General features: G+C 59.9%; 25 protein-coding genes and 2 pseudogenes. 19 read left to right on the top strand and 8 right to left on the bottom strand.

Going from position 1 to position 18,687, the window contains the following annotated elements; translation table 11 throughout:
* Window positions 1-560: 560 nt before the first annotated feature.
* Both B0G57_RS15620 and B0G57_RS31375 read left to right on the top strand, forming a co-directional pair.
* Window positions 561-1,187, top strand: coding sequence for a LysE family translocator (locus tag B0G57_RS15620; protein WP_018441324.1), 627 nt, complete (start codon window positions 561-563; stop codon window positions 1,185-1,187).
* Between the two features lie 127 nt (window positions 1,188-1,314).
* Window positions 1,315-1,482 carry a hypothetical protein gene (locus tag B0G57_RS31375; protein ID WP_018441323.1) on the top strand — a complete coding sequence of 56 codons (168 nt, stop codon included), beginning with the start codon at window positions 1,315-1,317 and terminating at the stop codon, window positions 1,480-1,482.
* Between the two features lie 61 nt (window positions 1,483-1,543).
* Here B0G57_RS31375 and B0G57_RS15615 read toward each other — a convergent pair whose 3' ends face one another.
* A complete protein-coding gene (locus tag B0G57_RS15615; RefSeq protein WP_018441322.1) occupies window positions 1,544-1,744 on the bottom strand; it encodes a glycine zipper 2TM domain-containing protein in 201 nt (66 codons plus the stop codon).
* Window positions 1,745-1,868: 124 nt separating this feature from the next.
* Window positions 1,869-2,366 carry an Lrp/AsnC family transcriptional regulator gene (locus B0G57_RS15610; protein WP_018441321.1) on the bottom strand — a complete coding sequence of 166 codons (498 nt, stop codon included), beginning with the start codon at window positions 2,364-2,366 and terminating at the stop codon, window positions 1,869-1,871.
* 110 nt (window positions 2,367-2,476) lie between these two features.
* Between B0G57_RS15610 and B0G57_RS15605 the strand changes: the two genes are divergently transcribed.
* Complete coding sequence (locus B0G57_RS15605) at window positions 2,477-3,115, top strand: UdgX family uracil-DNA binding protein (RefSeq protein ID WP_035468815.1); 639 nt, start codon at window positions 2,477-2,479, stop codon at window positions 3,113-3,115.
* A gap of 16 nt (window positions 3,116-3,131) precedes the next feature.
* On the opposite strand, the gene B0G57_RS15600 is transcribed toward B0G57_RS15605, so the two are convergent.
* Window positions 3,132-3,329 (bottom strand): DUF3562 domain-containing protein, encoded by a 198-nt coding sequence (locus B0G57_RS15600; protein ID WP_018441319.1) that lies wholly within the window; start codon window positions 3,327-3,329, stop codon window positions 3,132-3,134.
* 187 nt (window positions 3,330-3,516) lie between these two features.
* Between B0G57_RS15600 and B0G57_RS15595 the strand changes: the two genes are divergently transcribed.
* Complete coding sequence (locus B0G57_RS15595; protein ID WP_018441318.1) at window positions 3,517-3,963, top strand: hypothetical protein; 447 nt, start codon at window positions 3,517-3,519, stop codon at window positions 3,961-3,963.
* Window positions 3,964-4,219: 256 nt separating this feature from the next.
* Window positions 4,220-4,693 (top strand): DoxX family protein, encoded by a 474-nt coding sequence (locus tag B0G57_RS15590; protein ID WP_018441316.1) that lies wholly within the window; start codon window positions 4,220-4,222, stop codon window positions 4,691-4,693.
* Window positions 4,694-4,773: 80 nt separating this feature from the next.
* Here B0G57_RS15590 and B0G57_RS15585 read toward each other — a convergent pair whose 3' ends face one another.
* The gene (locus B0G57_RS15585; RefSeq protein WP_051090049.1) at window positions 4,774-5,349 is read right to left on the bottom strand and encodes a sigma-70 family RNA polymerase sigma factor; all 576 of its coding nucleotides are present in this window, start codon (window positions 5,347-5,349) and stop codon (window positions 4,774-4,776) included.
* Window positions 5,334-5,975 carry a DUF1109 domain-containing protein gene (locus B0G57_RS15580; RefSeq protein ID WP_026229783.1) on the bottom strand — a complete coding sequence of 214 codons (642 nt, stop codon included), beginning with the start codon at window positions 5,973-5,975 and terminating at the stop codon, window positions 5,334-5,336. The genes B0G57_RS15585 and B0G57_RS15580 overlap by 16 nt, the downstream gene beginning before the upstream one ends.
* A 238-nt stretch (window positions 5,976-6,213) precedes the next feature.
* Between B0G57_RS15580 and B0G57_RS15575 the strand changes: the two genes are divergently transcribed.
* From B0G57_RS15575 to B0G57_RS15555, 4 genes are all read left to right on the top strand, one after another.
* Window positions 6,214-6,483 (top strand): BufA1 family periplasmic bufferin-type metallophore, encoded by a 270-nt coding sequence (locus B0G57_RS15575; RefSeq protein ID WP_018441313.1) that lies wholly within the window; start codon window positions 6,214-6,216, stop codon window positions 6,481-6,483.
* A gap of 34 nt (window positions 6,484-6,517) precedes the next feature.
* A complete protein-coding gene (bufB, locus tag B0G57_RS15570; RefSeq protein WP_018441312.1) occupies window positions 6,518-7,414 on the top strand; it encodes an MNIO family bufferin maturase in 897 nt (298 codons plus the stop codon).
* Window positions 7,411-8,190, top strand: coding sequence for an HvfC/BufC N-terminal domain-containing protein (locus B0G57_RS15565; RefSeq protein ID WP_018441311.1), 780 nt, complete (start codon window positions 7,411-7,413; stop codon window positions 8,188-8,190). Before bufB ends, B0G57_RS15565 begins: the two co-directional genes overlap by 4 nt.
* 454 nt (window positions 8,191-8,644) lie before the next feature.
* Window positions 8,645-9,076, top strand: a complete 432-nt coding sequence (locus tag B0G57_RS15555) for a DUF2442 domain-containing protein (RefSeq protein ID WP_018441310.1) — start codon at window positions 8,645-8,647, stop codon at window positions 9,074-9,076.
* A gap of 144 nt (window positions 9,077-9,220) precedes the next feature.
* Here the strand turns inward: B0G57_RS15555 and B0G57_RS15550 are convergent, their stop codons facing one another.
* A complete protein-coding gene (locus B0G57_RS15550; protein WP_018441309.1) occupies window positions 9,221-9,571 on the bottom strand; it encodes a ribbon-helix-helix domain-containing protein in 351 nt (116 codons plus the stop codon).
* Window positions 9,572-9,607: 36 nt separating this feature from the next.
* Window positions 9,608-10,190 (bottom strand): annotated as a pseudogene (locus B0G57_RS15545) (DJ-1/PfpI family protein).
* A 404-nt stretch (window positions 10,191-10,594) separates the two neighbouring features.
* On the opposite strand from B0G57_RS15545, the gene B0G57_RS15540 reads away from it, so the two are divergent.
* The 9 genes from B0G57_RS15540 to B0G57_RS15500 all read left to right on the top strand — a co-directional run bounded on the left by B0G57_RS15540 (window position 10,595) and on the right by B0G57_RS15500 (window position 17,655).
* Entirely contained in the window at window positions 10,595-11,197 is a 603-nt protein-coding gene (locus tag B0G57_RS15540; RefSeq protein ID WP_026229782.1) for a phosphatase PAP2 family protein, read from the top strand.
* A gap of 106 nt (window positions 11,198-11,303) precedes the next feature.
* Window positions 11,304-11,570: a BrnT family toxin gene (locus B0G57_RS15535; protein ID WP_018441306.1), complete on the top strand. Its 267-nt coding sequence runs from the start codon at window positions 11,304-11,306 to the stop codon at window positions 11,568-11,570.
* The gene (locus B0G57_RS15530; RefSeq protein WP_026229781.1) at window positions 11,557-11,904 is read left to right on the top strand and encodes a BrnA antitoxin family protein; all 348 of its coding nucleotides are present in this window, start codon (window positions 11,557-11,559) and stop codon (window positions 11,902-11,904) included. The genes B0G57_RS15535 and B0G57_RS15530 overlap by 14 nt, the downstream gene beginning before the upstream one ends.
* 445 nt (window positions 11,905-12,349) lie before the next feature.
* Window positions 12,350-13,546 (top strand): tyrosine-type recombinase/integrase, encoded by a 1,197-nt coding sequence (locus tag B0G57_RS15525; protein WP_158256620.1) that lies wholly within the window; start codon window positions 12,350-12,352, stop codon window positions 13,544-13,546.
* Window positions 13,547-13,552: 6 nt separating this feature from the next.
* Entirely contained in the window at window positions 13,553-14,299 is a 747-nt protein-coding gene (locus tag B0G57_RS15520) for a hypothetical protein (RefSeq protein ID WP_104489591.1), read from the top strand.
* A 391-nt stretch (window positions 14,300-14,690) separates the two neighbouring features.
* Entirely contained in the window at window positions 14,691-14,993 is a 303-nt protein-coding gene (locus tag B0G57_RS15515) for a hypothetical protein (protein ID WP_146098874.1), read from the top strand.
* A gap of 451 nt (window positions 14,994-15,444) precedes the next feature.
* Window positions 15,445-15,639 (top strand): helix-turn-helix domain-containing protein, encoded by a 195-nt coding sequence (locus B0G57_RS15510; protein WP_104489589.1) that lies wholly within the window; start codon window positions 15,445-15,447, stop codon window positions 15,637-15,639.
* Between the two features lie 13 nt (window positions 15,640-15,652).
* On the top strand, window positions 15,653-17,131 hold the full coding sequence (locus B0G57_RS15505) for a DUF3987 domain-containing protein (protein ID WP_104489588.1): 1,479 nt from the start codon (window positions 15,653-15,655) through the stop codon (window positions 17,129-17,131).
* A gap of 293 nt (window positions 17,132-17,424) precedes the next feature.
* A complete protein-coding gene (locus B0G57_RS15500; protein ID WP_104489587.1) occupies window positions 17,425-17,655 on the top strand; it encodes a hypothetical protein in 231 nt (76 codons plus the stop codon).
* Between the two features lie 104 nt (window positions 17,656-17,759).
* Here B0G57_RS15500 and B0G57_RS15495 read toward each other — a convergent pair whose 3' ends face one another.
* Window positions 17,760-18,371, bottom strand: coding sequence for a hypothetical protein (locus B0G57_RS15495; protein ID WP_233215981.1), 612 nt, complete (start codon window positions 18,369-18,371; stop codon window positions 17,760-17,762).
* A 170-nt stretch (window positions 18,372-18,541) separates the two neighbouring features.
* Between B0G57_RS15495 and B0G57_RS15490 the strand changes: the two are divergent.
* A pseudogene (locus B0G57_RS15490) lies at window positions 18,542-18,687 on the top strand (IS66-like element accessory protein TnpA); the annotation flags it as partial.

Here is an 18,687-nt window from a genome sequence, read left to right as displayed (position 1 = left end):
CTACCTCCAATGCGGGTTTTTACTTAGATTAGCTATGTGTTTAAAGGCAATTGAAAACCCACGGTTTTCAACATAGGTCATGCGCCAAAAAGCACAAGCACATTTTGTGTGCGCTTGCAAAAGCGACGGATTGTCGCACCCTTTTGCGGGCGCTTTCACGCATGCGCATTGAGTCGCCGCAGGCTTGTGCAGGCTGGCTGCGGGCGCTGATCTCTGGCTTTGCTTCTGATTATTCAAGCGTTTTCGCAACGTGCGGTCAGCATCGAATAAATGATGTTAAGTGACTTAATAAAACTGCGCGGGTTTGGTGCAGTGCACAGAAAGTGGTGTCCCGCGCGCGTGCGTTGCTTTAAATAAAACATTCAGCTGACGCGTAAAAAACAGTGCCTGCGGTATTCGGATTATCCATGAGAGGCCCCAACGACGCGGCGACTCTTGTCGGCAGCGACCGCTCGCGGCGCAGCATCGCCGGGGGGTAGGGCCCGTGACGTATCCGTTTGCGCCTTGCGCGCCGCCGCGCCGTATGGATAAATCGGGCTTTCCCCCCACTGAGCGCTTCCATGAGCTTTTCACACTGGCTACCGTTCGCGATCGCTTCCGCCATCCTCGTCATGATTCCGGGGCCGACGGTGCTGCTCGTCGTCTCATACGCGCTCGGCCACGGTCGGCGTTATGCGCTTGCCACGACGGCCGGCGTGGCGCTCGGCGATCTCACATCGATGACGGCCTCGATGGTCGGACTGGGCGCCGTTCTCGCCGCCTCCGCCGCGTGGTTCTCCGTGCTCAAGTGGGTCGGCGCGGCCTATCTCGTCTACCTGGGCATCACGCTTTGGCGAGCGCCCGTCGGCGATCCGCAATCCCCCGACATTTCGGAAACGCGCACGGGCAAGGTCTTTGCGCATGCTTATGCCGTCACGACGCTGAATCCGAAAAGTATCGTGTTCTTCGTCGCGTTCGTCCCGCAATTTATCGACCTGCACGCGCGCCTTTGGCCGCAGATCGTGATTTTCGAGGCGACGTTCGTGTTGCTCGGCACGCTCAACGCATTCGCCTATGCCTTACTGGCATCGAGCGCGCGCCGGGCGATCCGCAGCCGCTCGGTGCAGCGCGCTGTCAATCGTACGGGCGGCACGATGCTGGTTTGCGCCGGCGCGCTGGCGGCGACGTGGAAAGCCGGGAGCACGTAAGCCAGCGTACCGGCACGGGCAATGCGCGCAACCCCGCGCACGCGCGTCGGTGCGGCGCTAACCGGGTGGGCGACGGGCATACAATCAATTGCATCGTCGCGCCATCGACAGAGCACGGAGGCTCATCGTGATCGAACACTTGATACTTGGTGCGTTCCTGGTGCTGCCGCTCTTGATCGTCGCGTTCCTTTTCTCCGACGAGTTGTGGCAAGAACATCGGAGGCACGAGCCGCGCGACGACGCACGCCGCATCGATTGGCGGCATCCATTGCGAAGCTTGCTGCATCGTCATTAGCGGCGACCAGCGAATTCTCAGTTAATGAGGAATACTAAGTAATTCGCCAAAGGCGGGGCGATTACCAATGCTCGCCCACTTCGTGCCCGACGATCCCACCTGCGACGGCGCCGCCTACGGTCCCGACCGCGCTGCCGTGCGTCAACCTGTTGCCCGCATATCCGCCCGCCGCCGCGCCGCCGAGCGTGCAGCCGCAGAGCAACGAAAGCAGCGCGACGATGGCGCCGGCCTTCGCTCGTTTCAGTCGTTTGAACTGAGTCATCTGAGCCTCCACGTTCGCAAGTCCTAAGCGAAAACAAGCAATGCTCGTGCCTTGCCGCGCAGCGCCCGAGGCCATATAGCCGATGTTGCACCGCGCTGGGAGCTTGTTTTGGACTCCTAATGATCTAATCGTCGTGCGCCGCGCTTCGGCTCTTGCTGCCCGTGACGACGTGATCGAGCGGCAGCGCGGTAGTCCGCCTGACGACTTCCATCGCAAAGCTCGCGCTCACATCGAGCAATTCGGCCACCTTGATCAACCGCTTGTAGACGCTGTCATAACCGGCGATATCAGGAACGACGACCTTCAGCAGATAGTCGACGTCGCCCGTCATCCGATAGATCTCGACGATCTCGGGAATCGTCGTGACGCCGCTCAGAAAGCGCTCGGTCCATGCGTCGTTGTGCTGAGCGGCCCGGATCGTGACGAAGGCGGTCAGCCCGAGGTTCAGCTTGGCCGGATCGCAAAGCACGACCTGCTTGCGGATGACGCCTTCTTCACGGAGCTTCTGGATGCGTCGCCAACAAGGCGTAGGCGAGAGATTGACCGCGCTGGCGATATCGTTGAGTCCGAGCGAGGCATCCTCTTGCAAGAGTCTGAGGATTTGTGCGTCGATTCTGTCCATTTCGGGGCAGTCGTGGAAAATTCTTCCAAGTATAAGCGTTCGGACAGAGGCAAAGACCGATGGCACCGGCGTTGCTCCACCGCAAGAAAGCCCCCGTCGACGGAACGACCATGAACGCGCAAAGACGTCCCGGAACAAAACCGGGCTCGCATGACGGCTCCGAAACGGACCGGGATCAGCAACCGGCTTCGTTGGAGGACTGCCGCCGCTGCGGACTCTGGCAGAGCGCGACGCAGGGCGTGCCGGGTGCCGGCCCCCGGCGCGCGCCGATCATGATGGTAGGCGAGCAACCCGGCGACAGTGAAGATCGCGAGGGCAAACCGTTCGTCGGCCCGGCTGGCCGCTTGCTCGATAACGCGCTACACGAAGCCGGTGTGGCGCGCGAGGAGGTATTCATCACCAACGCGGTCAAGCATTTCAAATGGGAGCCGCGCGGCAAGCGCCGCATGCATAAGACGCCCGCGCAGCGCGAAGTCGATGCGTGCCGCTACTGGCTCGATCGCGAACTTGCCGAGGTCGCGCCGCGAGTCCTCGTCGCGCTCGGTTCCACCGCATTGAAGGCCCTGCTCGAAGACACCCACGCACGGCTTCAGGACTATTTCGGCAAAGTGATCGAGCACGGCGGACGCGCGGTATTGGCGACCTGGCATCCGTCGTATGCATTGCGCGCACCCGATCCCGAGACGCGCGAACGCGCATACGCCGATATCGTTGCGGCCCTCGCGCGGGCGAAAAAATTGTTGCGGTGATTCGGCTGACGATCGGTCAATGTGCGCCGCGCGCGCGATTGCGCAACTCCTCGCGCACGCGCTTGGCGACGAGAACTGGCATGTAGTCCGTGATGCGTGCTTCCTTGCTGTATGCCTCCCAGGTTTCGTCATACATCTTTTCGACTACTTCCTGAGGCGTGTGAGTCGCGGTGGCAATTTCCTTGACGACTTCCTCGGCGTTCGGCTGGTGCATCGAGAGCTCCTCGCACGATCGAGATCGGCTTTCGGAAGGCACATTAAACGCTCTCGCAGGGGCCGATGCAAGCGTCCCGTTCGTGGCGGCGAATACGCTTATTCGAGATTTCAAGTAGCAAGCATTTCGTCGTACGCCAATAAACCGTATATACTGTTTGCACCGTTTACCGATGAGGAGGTCACTGATGGCCACTGCAAGCAGCGAAAAAGCAACGAAGAAGCCGGCGCGAGTGCCGAAGCACGCGAACGGACATGCCGCCGCGGCACCCGCCGCCGCGGCAACCGATGCGGCCGTCGAGCCCCCCGCGGCCGCCGACGGTTCGCGCGCGAAGTCCGCCAAGAAGGTGCGACGGGCGTTGGCCGAGCCAGCAACGGCCGCCGTCGCCGCGCCCGACAAGGTGAAGCGCGCCAAGAAGGAAAAAGTGGTGCGCGACAGCTTCACGATGCCGAAGTCCGACTATGACAAGCTGGCGCAGTTGAAGCAGAAGTGCCTTGATGCCGGCGTGGCGGTAAAGAAGAGCGAGCTGCTGCGGGCTGGCCTGCACCTGCTCGATTCCGTGCCCGCCAAACGGCTGCTCGAAGCGGTATCGGCAATCGAGACGGTGAAAACGGGCCGTCCGGCGCAATCGTAGAAATTTTCGCTCGGCTGTAACCGGTCGAGGTTCCATTCCGAATTGACGATCGGATCATCCGCATCGACCCGCCCGTCGCTCGATGCCCCATTCGACGATGAGCGGCGGATGACGATCCGGTAACCGTCACATTCGCTGATTGGAGCCTCAAATGATGACTGTCGAAGCGCTCGCCGTCTCCTTTTCGCCTCGCACGAGCGCGCCGCGGCGCCCGCGCCAACGGCCCTGCACGTCGCGTGTCTGACGGGAGATCGGCATGCAAACGACCCCTATCGATACAGCGCGGACCCTCGGCGGCTTGCGAGGTGGGTGGAACCGCTTCGCCGATCTTGCATCGCAGCTCATTGGTCACTCGCTGCTTGCGCTCGTGTGCCGCTTGTCGATCGCCGCGATCTTCTTTCTTTCGGGGCGCACGAAAGTCTCCGGCCTGCTCACCTTGAAGCCCGGAACCTATGTGCTCTTTCGCGACGAGTACAAGATCCCCGTCATTCCGCCGGAGATCGCGGCGCACATCGCCGCGTATTCGGAACACTTGTTTCCCTTGCTGCTCGTGCTGGGGCTTTTCACGCGCGGCGCGGCGCTCGCGCTGCTCGGCATGACGACGGTCATCGAGGTCTTCGTCTATCCGGACGCATGGCCGACGCATCTGTCATGGGCCGGCCTGTTGCTTTACATGATCGGCCGCGGGGGCGGCGTCTTTTCGCTCGACTATCGGCTCGGCATCAAGTGAACCGGTGAACTGCGGCGCTTGGCTTTGCGCGATGCCGCAACACCGGGCCGGTGCGTGCATCGCGTTGCGAGCTAGGCCCGCTAGGCGAGTCCGCGGATTCGTGCCGCGAGCGCTTTGAGACCGCGATGCACGCCCACCTTCACGGCCGATTCGGAAAGCCCCGTCAATTGCGCGGTCTCCGCGACGGAAAGACCTTGCAGCTTCACATGAAGAATTGGCAGGCGTTGCTTGTCGGGCAACTGCTCGAGCAGCTTGCCGATATCGCGGCGTGCAGCCGAGGGTTCGTCGTCCGCGGCGGCGAAGATGTCGAGATAATCGTCGATCGGTTCATGCAGCGATTCGCGGCGCGATCTCGCCCTGAAAAAATCCATCAGCTTATAGCGCGCGATCGCGTGAATCCACGCGGTAAGCGGCTCGTCGGGCCGATACGTGTGGCGGCCGTTATGGACGGCCAGCAGGATTTCCTGAACGAGATCTTCGACGTCGTCGGCGAGTTGCGGAATCCTCCTGCGCAAGTAGCCGCGCAAGTACCGCGTCAACTCCGCGAGGAACGTGCGATAGGCGACAGCGTCGCCATCCATGCCGCTGAGGAGCAGAGCCCTCAGTCGCGTTTCTGTCGGGTGCACGATCGGTCGGCCTCTTACCAGCGCAAGCATCGAGGTCCGATGAGCGCGCCCACCGCCGTGGGAAGCGCCATGCCGAGCAGATACCAGACGGCCCAGAACGGGACGCCCATTTCGGGGCAGTGTAGACAATAGGCAACCGTTCCTGTCGCGCCCGCCATCGCGCCCGCCGAGGCGCCAGCCATGCGCAGCCGTGTAGGCGCGAGCCCGCGCACCGCGGAGATGGCGGCGATAAAACCCGGTATCGAGAGAAAAGCGATATTGAACGGACAGGTTCGCCAAGTGTGGCCGAAGAGCAGTAGCGCGCGCTCGTCGGCCGGTGCGATCGACCATACCGCCAAGCCGGCGACCCAGACGATCGCGATCGGAACGGCAAGCCCTGCCCACGCGGCGCCGACCGTGACACCTGGCCGGGAAAGTCGCGCCGTGAGCGCAAGCGAGCCCGCGGCGAGCGCGACGGGCAGCGAGACTTTCGCCCAGAAGAGCGGCGTGACGAGCATCTCGCCGATATCGGGCCGCAAGCCATAGAAAACGAGCACGAGCAGCGTCGCGCCCAGCGCGCCGGCGAGAACGGCCCAACTGAAGCGGCGGGCCGCCGCGTGCTTGTCGACCGGCGTTATGCCGGCCGCGAGCAGTGTGACGAGACGATCGGTTTCCATGACGTTGTACCTGCGACTATCCTGGTAATTCGTTCGGCTGCCGGATTTGGTTACCGATTCCACTGCGGTCGCAGCGATTATCGTCGAAAAATCGACGGCCGCTGTAACCGCCGCCGCGAGCATGGCGAACTAACCGACGGATCGCTCATTGCACTATGCTGCTGACGAACGAATTCTCGTCCGCACTGCAGCGCTGACGATCTGCTAACCATCCATCTATCGATCAGGAGTCCAGAGAATGAACGCAATCAAAGTTTCCGCCGCCGCTTTCGTCCTCGCATCGCTCGCAGCGAGCGTTTCCGCACAGGCGCAGTCGAACGGAGCCGTCGAGAAGTGTTACGGCGTCGCGATGGCCGGCCAGAACGACTGCAAGGCGGGCGCGGGCACCACTTGCGCGGGCACGCAGAAGATGGATTACGACGGCGCGCACTACAAGAACGTCCCGGCCGGCACCTGCACGACGATCAAGACACCGAAGGGCCACGGCATGCTCGAGCCGTCGGCGTGATCGACGCTTAGTTGTCCTGACGGACGCCGCGATCATGGATGCGATGACGGAGCTCGGTGGGGGCCTCGGCCTGAAGCCCCCACACTATGGCGACGCTTATGCGTCGACGGCGCGCGGTCTGTGGTTCGAGGTCCACCCCGAAAACTACATGGTCGGCGGCGGTCCGCGCCTTGCGTGGCTCGAGGCGATCCGCTCGCGGCATGCGATCTCGCTGCATGGTGTGGCGCTTTCCCTGGCGGCCGACGCCGCGCCCGATGAAATCCATTTGCGGCGCCTGAAGGCGCTTGTGGATCGCGTCGAACCGGCGCTGGTTTCCGAGCATCTTGCCTGGTCGGCCTGGCGCGGCACCTACCACCCGGATCTGCTGCCGTTTCCGCGCACACATGAAGCGCTTGCGCGCGTAGCCGCGAATATTGCATGCACGCAGGATGCGCTGGGCCGTCGAATCGCGATCGAAAACCCGACGCACTACCTCGTGATCGATGGGCACGACTGGAGCGAAGCCGACTTTTTCGCCGAGCTCGTCAGGCGGACCGGCTGTGGTCTGCTGCTCGACCTGAACAACGTCTACGTCAGTGCGCGCAACGTCGGCATCGATGCCAACGCTTATGTTGAAACGATCGACGCGGCATCGGTGATGGAGATTCACCTTGCCGGACATTCGCGCGATGCGGGAACGACGCCGCCGTTGCTGATCGACTCGCACGATGCCGCCATCGATGAGGCCGTATGGGCACTTTATCGGCGCGTGATTGCGCGCATCGGTGCGCGACCGACGTTGATCGAGCGCGATGACAACATTCCGCCGTTCGACGTTCTGCTTGCCGAGCGCGAGCGCGCGCAGGCGATTGTCGATGAATGTCCGCACGGTACGGGGCTTGAGGCTACACAGGGGGACTCCGATCGCGGAGTGCAAGAGGCGTTGCAATGACGGGCACACTGACACAGTTCCAGGATGCGTTCGTCAATGCGCTCTTCGGTGACACGACGAACGACGAGCGCGTGGCACGGTTGATCGATCAAACCGGCTTCACCGTCTATCGCAACACGGTATTCAAAGGTTCGGTGGATGCATTGCAAGCCAACTTTCCAGCCGTCAAACGGCTCGTCGGCGAGCAATGGTTTCGCACGGCTGCGGCGGCGTATGTGAGGACGTCGCCGCCAGCCGACGCACGCCTCGTCTACTACGGGGCCGATTTTCCGGCGTTTCTCGCGGTACTCGAGACCGCGCGCGAGCTGCCTTATCTCGCGGACGTCGCCCGCCTGGATCGCTTATGGGTCGAGGCGCACGTCGCCCCCGAAGATGCGCTTGCCGATGCGGCGACGGTCGCGGCGTTGTCGGCTGAGCAACTGGAGCGGGCCGTGTTGCGCCCGCATGCGGCCGCACGCTGGATCTGGTTTGAATCCATGCCCGCTTACACGATCTGGCGCGCGAATCGTGATGAGTCAGAAGTACCCGAAGATCTCGTCTGGCAGGCGGAGGGTGCATTGGTTACGCGTCCGCATGGCGAGGTAATCTGGCGCCCGCTGTCAGCGGCCGGTTGCGTGTTTCTCGACGCATGCGCCGAAGGGCAACCGTTCGAAAGCGCGGCGCAGCGAGCCTTCGAGCGCGATGCCGATGTCGATCTGGGCGCGATCCTCGGCGATTTGTTGTTGGCGGGTGCGTTCGCCGACGTAATGCAATCGCCCGGGATCGCCGACCGCTAATCGCGACGCAGCGCGCACCGACGACAGTAACGCACCGAGGGCATACGCGGCGCATCCGGCCGCCGCGACGGCCGACTTCGTCCGAATTTTTTGCGGGAAGCGTACGGCAAGAAGCGCATGCAGCAGAATTCGCGTTCCCCGGCCTGATAGGAAGGTAAAGCGGCCAATCAGATCGGCAACCGACCTCTGTCAAAACCAAACGTTGGGTTTATAATAGTCATGCCGACCTTGTGCCGCGTGCTCGGTTACGCCGTTGTTATTTATACGCAGGATCACCGGCCAGCGCACATTCATGCAATCTGACCGGACGGGCGTTGCGTCTTCGATCTGAACTGTCCAGTCGGTCCGCCGGCCTTGCGCGAAGCATCAGGGATTTCTGCAACGCAGATCCGCCGGCTCGCTCGTGCAATCCAGCCGGGAGTTTAGGCGCTGTGCGCCGCATGGAGAAAGATTCATGGCTGCTACAAATGATGCGATCGCGGCTGCTCGCAAGGCGGCGAAAGCTGCCGGCCCCCGTGTCGTCCAAGCACGCTATCGGCGCTCGAGTGCGAAGCTCGAGATCGCATACGAGAACGGTGTGACGCTCACTGTTCCCGTGGGGCTAATAGAGGAGTTTGCCGCGCTCGAGGCGCCGCCCGTTTGGGCGGATCTCGCGAAGATCGAAATCTGGGGAGGGGGCTACGATCTTTTCTTCCCACGCCTCGACACTTTCGTCAATGGACCCGCATTGCTCAGGGGCGCTTTAGGCTCGCAGGCGTGGATGCGTGAACTGGCGCGCGGAATGGGTATGGCAAAGTCTCCGGCGAAAGCGGCAGCGGCGCGGGCAAATGGTTTAAAAGGTGGGCGACCACGCAAGCATTCGGCCTTGACCACCAAAGCTGCGTGATTCAGAGGCCTGCGGGTCGCCGATAAATGCTGTGCGGGCGGCCGATTCTCCGCCGACCGAACTGGCGGGCGGGTGCGCTCGAGGCGCGCGACTGGTGCAAACAAGAATCCGTCGATCTGCCAACAGCGCGGCGGCGGTTCCCTTTCAGCCTGCGCTGACGACTACTGGCCTGAAGGCCTTCTCCACCGCAGTGCCTTGCGCCTTTTCCTCTTTCGCAGCATGGTCCTTTGCCGCCTCAAGCGAGAGATAACGCAGGCAGCACACGCGTAGAAACGAGGCGAAGTTTGCGGGCGTTTCGCCCCGTAGCGAAACGAGTTCGTCGTAGAGCTTCACGGCGAACTGACTCGTCGTCACGCCTTCGCGGCTCGCGATCTCTTGCAATACGTCCCAAAAGAGATTTTCGAGGCGCACCGTTGTCACGACGCCATGGATGCGCAGCGCGCGCGTCCGCGATTCGTAGAGGATCGGATCGGCGTTGACGTAGATTTGGCACATCGTGCTTGCTCCCGTTTGCTGGCACTGTGCTCAGGCTCAGAGCGCGATTCGGGTACCGAGTAGATCGAGGAACTGCCTCAGCCACTTCGCGTGCGATGTCCATGCCGGCGCCGTGACGAAGGATCCGTCGGTAATCGACTCCGGCCAATCGAGCGCGACATATTCGGCCCCGGCTAGCCGAACTTCCGGCGCGCAGGCGGGATATGCCGAGATCTTGCGGCCGCGAATGACGTCTGCGGCGGCGAGCAACTGCGCCCCATGGCAGACGGCGGCGATCGGCTTGCCCGATTGCGCGAAGTGCCGTACGCATTCGATCACACGTTCGTTCAAACGCAGATATTCTGGCGCCCGCCCGCCCGCCCGGGATCAAAAGTGCATCATAGCTTGCGAAGTCGATCGCATCGAACGCCGCATTGAGCGTGAAATTATGCCCACGCTTTTCGGAATAGGTCTGGTCGCCCTCGAAATCGTGGATGGCCGTGCGGATCTGGTCGCCCTCTTTTTTACCCGGCGTCACCGCGTGAACGACACATCCGACGACAGCGAGCGCCTGGAACGGGACCATCAGCTCGTAGTCCTCCACGTAATCGCCAGCGAGAATCAAGATCTTCTTCGACATGGTGGTGCCCCCTCTTGACTGGTAATGTTGACACGCCTGATGGCAGCGGGTGCTCTCAGTCTAGGCAGGTTGCGCGCGCAGGGGTAATAACCGGTTAAATCCTGATCGGGACTTTCACTAGGTGGTTACGTGCAGCGCTAGGACACGCTGTTTTGTTCTGCGATGCGTGCGGCGCGCCGGGCATTTCCGCCACACGTTCATGGAGCCGCAAAGCGAGGACGTCAAGTGAAGCAAGCCATCGCGCGACTGAAGTAACACGTCTTTTTGGCGGTTCGTGAAGCGACTCCCATAGTGCGAAAACAAGTAGCACTGCTGTAGCGTTAACCGCCCCTTAAGCTTTTTGCTCTAGTCTTCGTGTGCATTGAACGCCGTCGTACTAAGAATGGACTAAGCAAAAGCCCATGATGCAAGCAATCGAAGCATTCGATCGAGCGGTTTTCCTCCATGTCAACGCCACAACCGGTACGCCACGCTGGCTTATCGATGTTGGCCTGCTGATCGCCAACTACGCCATCTGGCTAGTCCCGGTCGCACTCGTGTGTATGTGGCTAGCAGGAGGAAGCCAGCGGCGCGAAATTGCCGTGCGCGCAACGCTCGTCGGCTTGCTCGCGCTTCCCGCCAATCAACTGATCGGGATGGCGTGGTACCACCCTCGACCGTTCGTGATCGGACTCGGACACACGTTCTTGGCACACGCGCCCGACTCGTCGTTCCCGAGCGATCACGCCACGCTGCTTTCCGCGGTGGCGCTCACGTTCCTTTACGCCGGAAAGCGGCTACTTGGCATATTCGTTATCGCCATCGGCATTGCGGTGGCATGGGCGCGCGTATTTGTGGGCGTGCACTTTCCGTTCGATATGATCGGCGCGGCCGCTGTTGCATGGATGGCCTACCTTGTCAGCGCGCCGTTATGGCGCTCTTGGGGACCGGCTGTTACGCGGATCTTCGTTGCCTTGTACCGAAGAGCGCTCGCTCGGCCGATTGGCCAGGGATGGTTGAGGCAATAGGAGGGAACCGAAATCCGACACTAGGCAATATTCACTAGTCGTGGCAGAGAAAGACGGCGGATCCTCGAATCTTGCACGCTCTATTTTTTGCCACTACAATAATTTGATGCTGATCGAGTTCGACACCGTCAAAGACGAATCAAATCGAGAGAAGCACGGCGTCTCCTTAGCGATGGCGGGCTCGCTCGACTGGGAAAGCGCACTGATCCGGCGGGATACCCGTAGCGAGTACAGCGAGGCCCGCTATCAGGCGCTCGGAATGCTCGACGATCGGCTCTACTTCGTGGCGTTCACCGTGCGCGGCGATGCGATACGCGTTATCAGCATGCGCAAGGCGAACAAGCGAGAGGAGAGGCAATATGAGCAAACGTAAGATCCCCCACCGTGTGACTGATGCAGAAGACGCTGCGATCCGCCGGGCCGCTGCTTCGGACCCCGATGCGCGCGAACTGACTGATGACGAGCTCGGCGAGTTTCGGCCGGCGCATGAAGTGCTGCCGGAAGTTGTTGGCAAAGAGAAAGCCGCTGCGCTGATGAGACGACGCGGCCGGCCAGCGCTGCCCGAGAATGAGCGCAAGGTATCAATGAGCATTCGGTACGACCGCGATCTGATCGAGGCATTCAGGTCGACCGGCGAAGGCTGGCAGTCTCGCATGAATGACGCGTTGCGCGAATACGCCATGTCGCATCACCTATTACCTTGCTGATCGCTCTTCGCTTGAACCCCTGGACTGCAATGACTCGTGATCGCCACCCGCGATGATGCAGGCGGCACCGTTGATCCGTGGGCGCGCGCGGCGTATTCCGCTCGGCGGTAGCGCCGGAGTCGCATCCGCCTAGCCAGTATCAAATACCTAGGCGGGCCTGCAACGAAAAAAGGCTTAGCGTCAACGCTAAGCCTTTGAATTCTTTGGTGGGGCGTGAGTGACTCGAACACTCGACCTACGGATTAAGAGTCCTCTCCCCCTCGTATGCATGAACTTATACCATCCTTTATTATTTCATATAAATCAATGGTTTAACGTCCGCCGACGTTATACGGGGTTCGACCAAAATACGCCGAATTCTATGTCTCATGTTAGCCCCATGCTAGCCCGCTGACCGCCCGGCTGCGATATGATACGGACCCTAAATACACAATTCGGGGGCATCGTGGCAGGAAAGGCATCTGATAGGCGATTTCGATTCACGAAGGCTCGGCTCGATGCGCTGCCGCTTCCCCCCGCCGGGAAGCGCGCCGTTTGGCACGACGAGCGCCGCCCCGAGCTTGCATTGCGGGTAACGGGTTCCGGGGTCAAATCGTTTTACGTCATCCAGCGTGCAAAGGGCAAACTGTACTGGTTCAAGCTCGGAACTTATCCAACGATGACTATCGAGCAAGCGCAAGCAGCAGCAACCAAACTGCTCAGCGCGGTCGCCGACGGGGTCGACCCTATGCAGGCGAAGCGTGCGCTACGTGGCGAACCGACCCTCGACGAATTCTTTACCGAGTATTGGGAGCGCCATGCTCAATTCAAGGATTCTGGGCGCGACGACAAGCAGCGGTATGCCACACACATCAAGCCGCGCTTAGGCGGTAGGAAGCTGTCTCAAGTCACGGAAGAGGATGCCAAGGCAATCGCCGAGGGCATGGAACGCGCTGGCCTCTCAGGGGCGACAATCAATCGCGTTAAGGCACTCCTTCATATCCTCTTCCAGAAAGCCGCAGTGTGGAAAGTCTGTATTCGTCCTAACCCTGCCGACGCTATAGAGCGTCGCGGCGAGAAAAGCCGCAAGAGGTTTCTCCGGGGCAACGAGATACCTGCCTTTTTCGCAGCGTTGGCCGAGCTGCCGGTACAGCCACGAAATTTCTTTTCCCTGTGTCTTTTACTTGGTCAGCGTCGCGAGAATACGCTTTCCATGAAGTGGTCAGATGTTGATTTTGTCGAGAAGGTCTGGCGTATTCCCGACACAAAAAATGGCGAGCCGCACGAAGTGCCGCTCACGAGCGACGCGCTTGAAATTCTCGAGGCGATGCGTGAGCTGCGCTCTGACTCGCCATTCGTGTTCCCCGGCGCTGGGGCTAAAGGCCATTTAACGGAGCCGAAGCGCCAATGGCGTAAGTTGCTACAAGCGGCGGGCATCGAGGACCTTCACATACACGATTTACGGCGCACCTTAGGGAGCTGGCAGGCGAAGTCTGGGGTTAGCCTTGCCATGATTGGCAAGACACTCGGCCACAAGACATTGCAGACCACGCTTGTGTATGCGCGCCTCGATTCCGACCCGGTTCGCCAAGCTATGCAGACCGCTACAGATGCGATGAAGGTCGCAGCCGGGATGGCGGGTCCCGAACCATCGGCTGATTGACCAAGTATGGAAATGATTCGCGAAACAGAGTGGCGAAGCTTTGAAGAGGTGCTGGCGCTGGCTTTGGGCTGGCCGATGGAAGACGCGACGGAGCTTGTCAAGCAGTACGACGCAGCGGCGGGGGAACAGCCCTACGAGATTCCGGACCCGATTGAGGAGGTTCTTGCAAACTTCGACGCGGATGCATTTATCTCGGAAGAAGCGGACGCGTATTTCGACCCAACGGAGGACGAAGGCAGCGACGCCATCGTCCAGGCGTCGTCTTTCGCTGGCGTAGACGAGTCATCCCTGGGGGCGTATCTCCATGCGAAACGCATGCTCATACAAGCTATCCAGAGTAAGGATATCGACTATCAATATCCGCCACGGTGGGAGAAAGATGCGTGCCCGTATACTATTTTGAATCCGACGCATGTCAGCCGGTGGCTGAATGCCATGCGAGTACATGACGCTGGCAAGCTGCTGGAGCGACTGGCCGAGCTTGAAAAAGAAAATAAGAATCTGCGGCGGGAGATTGAGCGGCGTAACAAATTCAAAGACGATATCAAGTCAAATTATCTGAATATAGCCATCAGGAAATACTATTCTACCTGGCATGGACTTGAAAATCCCGTCGATGAAGGACCTAGCCAAAAAGCGGTCATTGATGAGTTACAGGGGGAATACGACTGGATGAGCGATGTCGCTGCAAAATCAATCGAGAAGGTCATTTGCACTATCGATAGAAATTTGGCTAATAAGTCAAAGAAGTAAGCCGGAGGACACAGGGCTGCTTGGCCTTGTGTTACGAGGTTGCCTAGCTGTTACGTTCTACCACGTCATATCTTCCTCCCATTCGCTATTCCACAGTACCTCGAATTCCTCATGGCTTCCAAGCCTGCACGTTGTCACGCCAGTACTACCGTCGAATGTAATGTCTAGAAGCTGGCCTTCGGAAAGTTCAAAGTTGCTTGATTCGGACTGAGTTTTGCCGCCTGACTGAATGCGTATGGAGTAACGCCTCCGACCGGAGGTATGTGCAAGCGCTAATGCTGCATCATGAGGCAATATTTTCATGGAAACTCCGTGGAAGGTTTCTATATGTAGAAACGAGGATTTATATCTCCAGATATAAACGGAAAAATTCCGACCTTCCCGGAGTGAAATGCTGGATACCGATTTTCTCAGTCTGTGCTTTATCGCATCAATGGCGTTTGGCGGTGATGTGTATGCGGCGTGCGAGACGGCCCAGCATTTCGACGCTACGAGGCATATGAATCCGACGAACCTGGCCCGCATCCTCGCACGCGGATTCGAGCTTAACGAGCGCACTCATACATGGCTTGTCGGCGGGCGAGGGTTGACCGTTGAACAGTTCGCCCAGGAGGTCGCGCTTTCCGGGCGCGTGCACGATGATATCCGGAACCGTTGGCGTCGCCCCGTACTCATTCGCCGCACGTACCTGTAGCCGCGCCGCAGGCTGCAGCCGAGCGTCCAGCCGGCATCCCTTTGGGCGCGCGCATCCCAATCTCACGAATTTTTTTGCCAATTTTTTTGCGACGTGACGTAACCCTCAGGGTTGCCGTTCACCTCGCACGTTCAACTCGCGACAGTGGCACCGTCGAGTTCCCAGTGCGAAATATTTCGTTTCCCATCAACTGGTTACGCGGCACCTCTCATTCTTGCGCCCCCGCGAGGCAGCGGGTGGAGCCGGTCTGGCCAGGCTCATTCGCCAGTCACCCTCAGGGTTAATCGGCCCCGAAATCGACTCCACCCTGACGGATTGCCCTGAGGGTTCGCATGCCGGAAAAATCCGCTCACTGTTTCATGCGCTCTTTAACAACCGAATGACTCAAAGGCCCCCGGGGAAAGCCCCGGGGGAAGTACTTCATACCTACAACAAAACAGTGAGTATCAATATGTTTAAAACAATCTTTTTGAATCCGGCGCAGGCCGCTGAATACCTGCAAATCAAGCCCGCGACGCTCGCTGTCTGGCGCAGCTCGGGGCGATACAACCTGCCGTATGTGAAAGTTGGCGGTCGCGTCCAGTACCGCTTGCAAGACATCGAAGCATTCATTTCCACCCGTGTGCATCTGCACACGGGCAATTGAGGGAGAAACCGTTATGAACAGTATGGTTTCCATCCCGAATGGCCGTGTGGCACTCGCCGAACCAGTTTTCGATATGTCGGAAGTTGAGACGTCGGCCTTTCCAATCGAGGAGCTTGGCGTCTTGGCCGCTCCTGCTCAGGCAATTGTCGAGCATGTCCAAGTGCCCGCCGGTCTGGCTGGCATGTCGCTATTAACAGCGGCGGCACTGGTGGCGCAAGCCCACGTGGATGTGGAAATCGACGGGCGGCGCTTTCCGTGCAGCCTGTTCGGCATGTCAATCGCCGAATCTGGTGACCGAAAGAGCCAGACCGACGCGGTTGCGATGCGCGCGCACCGGCAGTGGGAAGAATGGGCAAACGGAGAATGGAAGCGCACCGTCGAGCTGGAAAAGCTCCTGTGTGACATTTGGGAGTCGCAGGTTAAACGCATAAAGGGCAGAGGAGGCGACCCGTTCCTGGTACAGGACGAGCTTGAGCGCCTTGGACCGAAGCCAAAGCTGACGCCCGAACCGACATTGACAGTAAGCTCGCCGACGTTTGAAGGGCTTATCCAGGCCTATCGCACCGGCATTTCCTATAAGGGACTGTTCTCCGACGAAGGGGGCGCGTTCTTTGGAGGCTATGCGATGCGGCAGGAGACCATGAAAGCCACAATCGCTGGGCTTTCGTCGCTTTGGGATGGCTCTCCAATCCGAAAAACCAATGCTGCTGAAGGGCAGGCATTCGCCTTATGGGGCCGCCGCCTTTCAGCTCACCTGATGTTGCAACCCGTCATCGCCACCGAAATCATGGGCGACCCGCTGCTCACCGGGCAAGGCTTCTTGCCTCGTTTTCTTATCACCTGGCCGAAGTCGATGAAGGGTGAGAGGTTGTACAGAGGCTCGGACCCGACCCAAGATGTCCGCTTGACCGGCTATTGGGAACTGATGCGCGAGCTGCTGACCCGGCCAGTGAAAGCGGGCGAGGAGGGTGCACTGGAGCTTAGGACGCTCAAGTTAGACGCCGAGGCGCGCCGAGTCTGGATTGACGCCTACAACGAAATCGAAACAGAGCTCGGCGCGCATCGTGAGCTGTCTGAAATCGCCGCGTCGGGCGCAAAGTCGGCGGAGCTTGCAGCGCGAGTAGCTGCTGTACTGGCCTTTGTCGAGAATCCTGCGAGTGACGAAATCCACGCTCGGCATGTCTGCGGCGGCGTTGCCGTGGTCAAGCACAGCTTGATGACCCTCCAGGCCATACGGAATCGCGCCAGGGCGGACGCCGAAATGATGGAGGTCGAAAAACTGCGCGTCTGGCTCGCCGAAAGGACGGCCGGCAGGCCTCACGGCGTCATCACGAAGACGGAGATTGCCTGGTACTACCGCCCCAAAACCTCCGGCCGGGTGCTTTCCGAACGTCTGAACGTGCTCTCGGCAAAGGGCTGGTTGAGAGTCGTCGCAGCCGGTGCCGAGTACGAGGGCAAGCATGTACGGCAAGCATGGGCTTTCCAGTCATAACCCCCTGGGCGACAGGGACCGAGTACCCAAGAGCTGGGCCGATCCGGCCCAGCTCGGCAACCATCCAAACTGTCCAAAGCGTCCAAAGTCCTTATGAAATTGGGCCTTGAGCGTATGGGAGAGCTTCCAATTTGTTCCAAAGTCCCGACGGATTGGACGGTTTGGACGTGGCGGTATATGTCCGAGCCGAGGGCCCACGGGGGCTCTGGACAGATTGGACGGTTTGGACACCACTAACACCGGGCACGTTGCGATAGCGTACCGGCAGTCTTAAATAAGAAGGATGACTAAATATGAACAACTCAGACCAACAACCTCAAGTGGTTGCGTTTCTCTCTGATGTGATGGAGGTCCGTACCTTAATCGAGAGCTCATGTGGCATGACCCTAGACGAGCTTGAGGAACTGGCGAGGGATTCCGTAAGGTTGACTCAGGCCTACGCCTTGTTCGTCAGGCAATCGGCAGCGAAATATGGCATCGACCTGGAAGGAATGGGCTGTGCACCAAGGCCCTTCGCAGAATAAAGCGAGCAGAGCCGCCGGCGGCTCTGCTGCCCGACTGGAAATTTGGCGTCGGGCGGAATCAACGTTGAGGGGCGCGGTCCGGCTAGGCTACGCCCTGGCCTCTGTCAGAAATGCAGAATGGTCCTGAACGTGTATAGCGACGTTTCGAAGCGAATTCTCGTCGCCAGCATCTCGGCGTTCCAACCTCTGCTAGTTAGGTCAGTCATCAACTTTCGGGCGATGGCGTCCGAGCAGACAAAGATTACCTGTACTAGCCACGCGTTATTAGTCAGTTGCGCTGGTTCGCCTAGCCGTGCGCTCGATTCCCAAATTTTGTCGAGCCAGTCGAGCAGGCGGGCGTAGTCGCGTTGATTTTTCCGCCGTTCAACTTCGACCCACCACACTCTTTCGTTCGCGCGTAGCAGTACGTCCGGCTTTTTCCCGCGAATGCCATCCATCCCACCGAGCCACCGCCCTTGGGCCGTCTCGCGCTCCGTCGCAACGCGGTATCCCTCAAGGATGCCGCCTATCGCAACTTCATTCGCAATGCTTCGGTGCAGAAAGTACGCTGCGCCATATTCCCTGACCAAATCCTTGCCGCTGCTTGCGGCAATACCAAGACTTTGAAGTGCCTTTGCACCGCGCTCCGAAAGCGCGTGAATTAGGCTGCCGTTTGGCGCTTGCGTCGTGAGAATCAACCGCTGTTTGCGTAAGCGAGCCACTGTCCGCTGCGCCATCCGAATTTCGGACCGCGACCCCGTAGGCGGCCGCAAGCTCGGTCCCATCTTCGGTGGCGTTCTCGCCCAGTCTTGCCACAGCAAAGTAAGCGCGAATTTAAGCGCACCTAGAATCGGAAGCTGAACGAGCGCAGGCTTGCGTCCGCAACTACAACTTGCGGACGCAACCGATGACACAGAACGAAGTTGATTTCCTTCCCCTGCGGGTGACCGGCGTGACGGCGGCAGGCAAGCGCAAGTTTGACGCTGAGGGTAAGCGCAAGCTGATTGACGCCTGCCTGCAGCCGGGCGCGTCAATTGCCGGACTGGCGTTGAA

This window comes from Trinickia symbiotica (assembly GCF_002934455.1).
GTDB classification, from domain to species: Bacteria; Pseudomonadota; Gammaproteobacteria; order Burkholderiales; family Burkholderiaceae; genus Trinickia; species Trinickia symbiotica.
The sequence above is the reverse complement of the archived record's forward strand: the minus strand, read 5'-3'. Positions and strand labels throughout refer to the sequence as shown.

Excerpts from the sequence above, each read along its gene's own strand:
- B0G57_RS15620 (WP_018441324.1), top strand. The coding sequence starts at position 561 with ATGAGCTTTTCACACTGGCTACCGTTCGCGATCGCTTCCGCCATCCTC.
- B0G57_RS15615 (WP_018441322.1), bottom strand. The coding sequence starts at position 1,744 with ATGACTCAGTTCAAACGACTGAAACGAGCGAAGGCCGGCGCCATCGTC.
- B0G57_RS15610 (WP_018441321.1), bottom strand. The coding sequence starts at position 2,366 with ATGGACAGAATCGACGCACAAATCCTCAGACTCTTGCAAGAGGATGCC.
- B0G57_RS15605 (WP_035468815.1), top strand. The coding sequence starts at position 2,477 with ATGAACGCGCAAAGACGTCCCGGAACAAAACCGGGCTCGCATGACGGC.
- B0G57_RS15600 (WP_018441319.1), bottom strand. The coding sequence starts at position 3,329 with ATGCACCAGCCGAACGCCGAGGAAGTCGTCAAGGAAATTGCCACCGCG.
- B0G57_RS15595 (WP_018441318.1), top strand. The coding sequence starts at position 3,517 with ATGGCCACTGCAAGCAGCGAAAAAGCAACGAAGAAGCCGGCGCGAGTG.
- B0G57_RS15590 (WP_018441316.1), top strand. The coding sequence starts at position 4,220 with ATGCAAACGACCCCTATCGATACAGCGCGGACCCTCGGCGGCTTGCGA.
- B0G57_RS15585 (WP_051090049.1), bottom strand. The coding sequence starts at position 5,349 with ATGCTTGCGCTGGTAAGAGGCCGACCGATCGTGCACCCGACAGAAACG.
- B0G57_RS15580 (WP_026229783.1), bottom strand. The coding sequence starts at position 5,975 with ATGGAAACCGATCGTCTCGTCACACTGCTCGCGGCCGGCATAACGCCG.
- B0G57_RS15575 (WP_018441313.1), top strand. The coding sequence starts at position 6,214 with ATGAACGCAATCAAAGTTTCCGCCGCCGCTTTCGTCCTCGCATCGCTC.
- bufB (WP_018441312.1), top strand. The coding sequence starts at position 6,518 with ATGGATGCGATGACGGAGCTCGGTGGGGGCCTCGGCCTGAAGCCCCCA.
- B0G57_RS15565 (WP_018441311.1), top strand. The coding sequence starts at position 7,411 with ATGACGGGCACACTGACACAGTTCCAGGATGCGTTCGTCAATGCGCTC.
- B0G57_RS15555 (WP_018441310.1), top strand. The coding sequence starts at position 8,645 with ATGGCTGCTACAAATGATGCGATCGCGGCTGCTCGCAAGGCGGCGAAA.
- B0G57_RS15550 (WP_018441309.1), bottom strand. The coding sequence starts at position 9,571 with ATGTGCCAAATCTACGTCAACGCCGATCCGATCCTCTACGAATCGCGG.
- B0G57_RS15540 (WP_026229782.1), top strand. The coding sequence starts at position 10,595 with ATGCAAGCAATCGAAGCATTCGATCGAGCGGTTTTCCTCCATGTCAAC.
- B0G57_RS15535 (WP_018441306.1), top strand. The coding sequence starts at position 11,304 with ATGCTGATCGAGTTCGACACCGTCAAAGACGAATCAAATCGAGAGAAG.
- B0G57_RS15530 (WP_026229781.1), top strand. The coding sequence starts at position 11,557 with ATGAGCAAACGTAAGATCCCCCACCGTGTGACTGATGCAGAAGACGCT.
- B0G57_RS15520 (WP_104489591.1), top strand. The coding sequence starts at position 13,553 with ATGGAAATGATTCGCGAAACAGAGTGGCGAAGCTTTGAAGAGGTGCTG.
- B0G57_RS15515 (WP_146098874.1), top strand. The coding sequence starts at position 14,691 with ATGCTGGATACCGATTTTCTCAGTCTGTGCTTTATCGCATCAATGGCG.
- B0G57_RS15510 (WP_104489589.1), top strand. The coding sequence starts at position 15,445 with ATGTTTAAAACAATCTTTTTGAATCCGGCGCAGGCCGCTGAATACCTG.
- B0G57_RS15505 (WP_104489588.1), top strand. The coding sequence starts at position 15,653 with ATGAACAGTATGGTTTCCATCCCGAATGGCCGTGTGGCACTCGCCGAA.
- B0G57_RS15500 (WP_104489587.1), top strand. The coding sequence starts at position 17,425 with ATGAACAACTCAGACCAACAACCTCAAGTGGTTGCGTTTCTCTCTGAT.
- B0G57_RS15495 (WP_233215981.1), bottom strand. The coding sequence starts at position 18,371 with ATGGCGCAGCGGACAGTGGCTCGCTTACGCAAACAGCGGTTGATTCTC.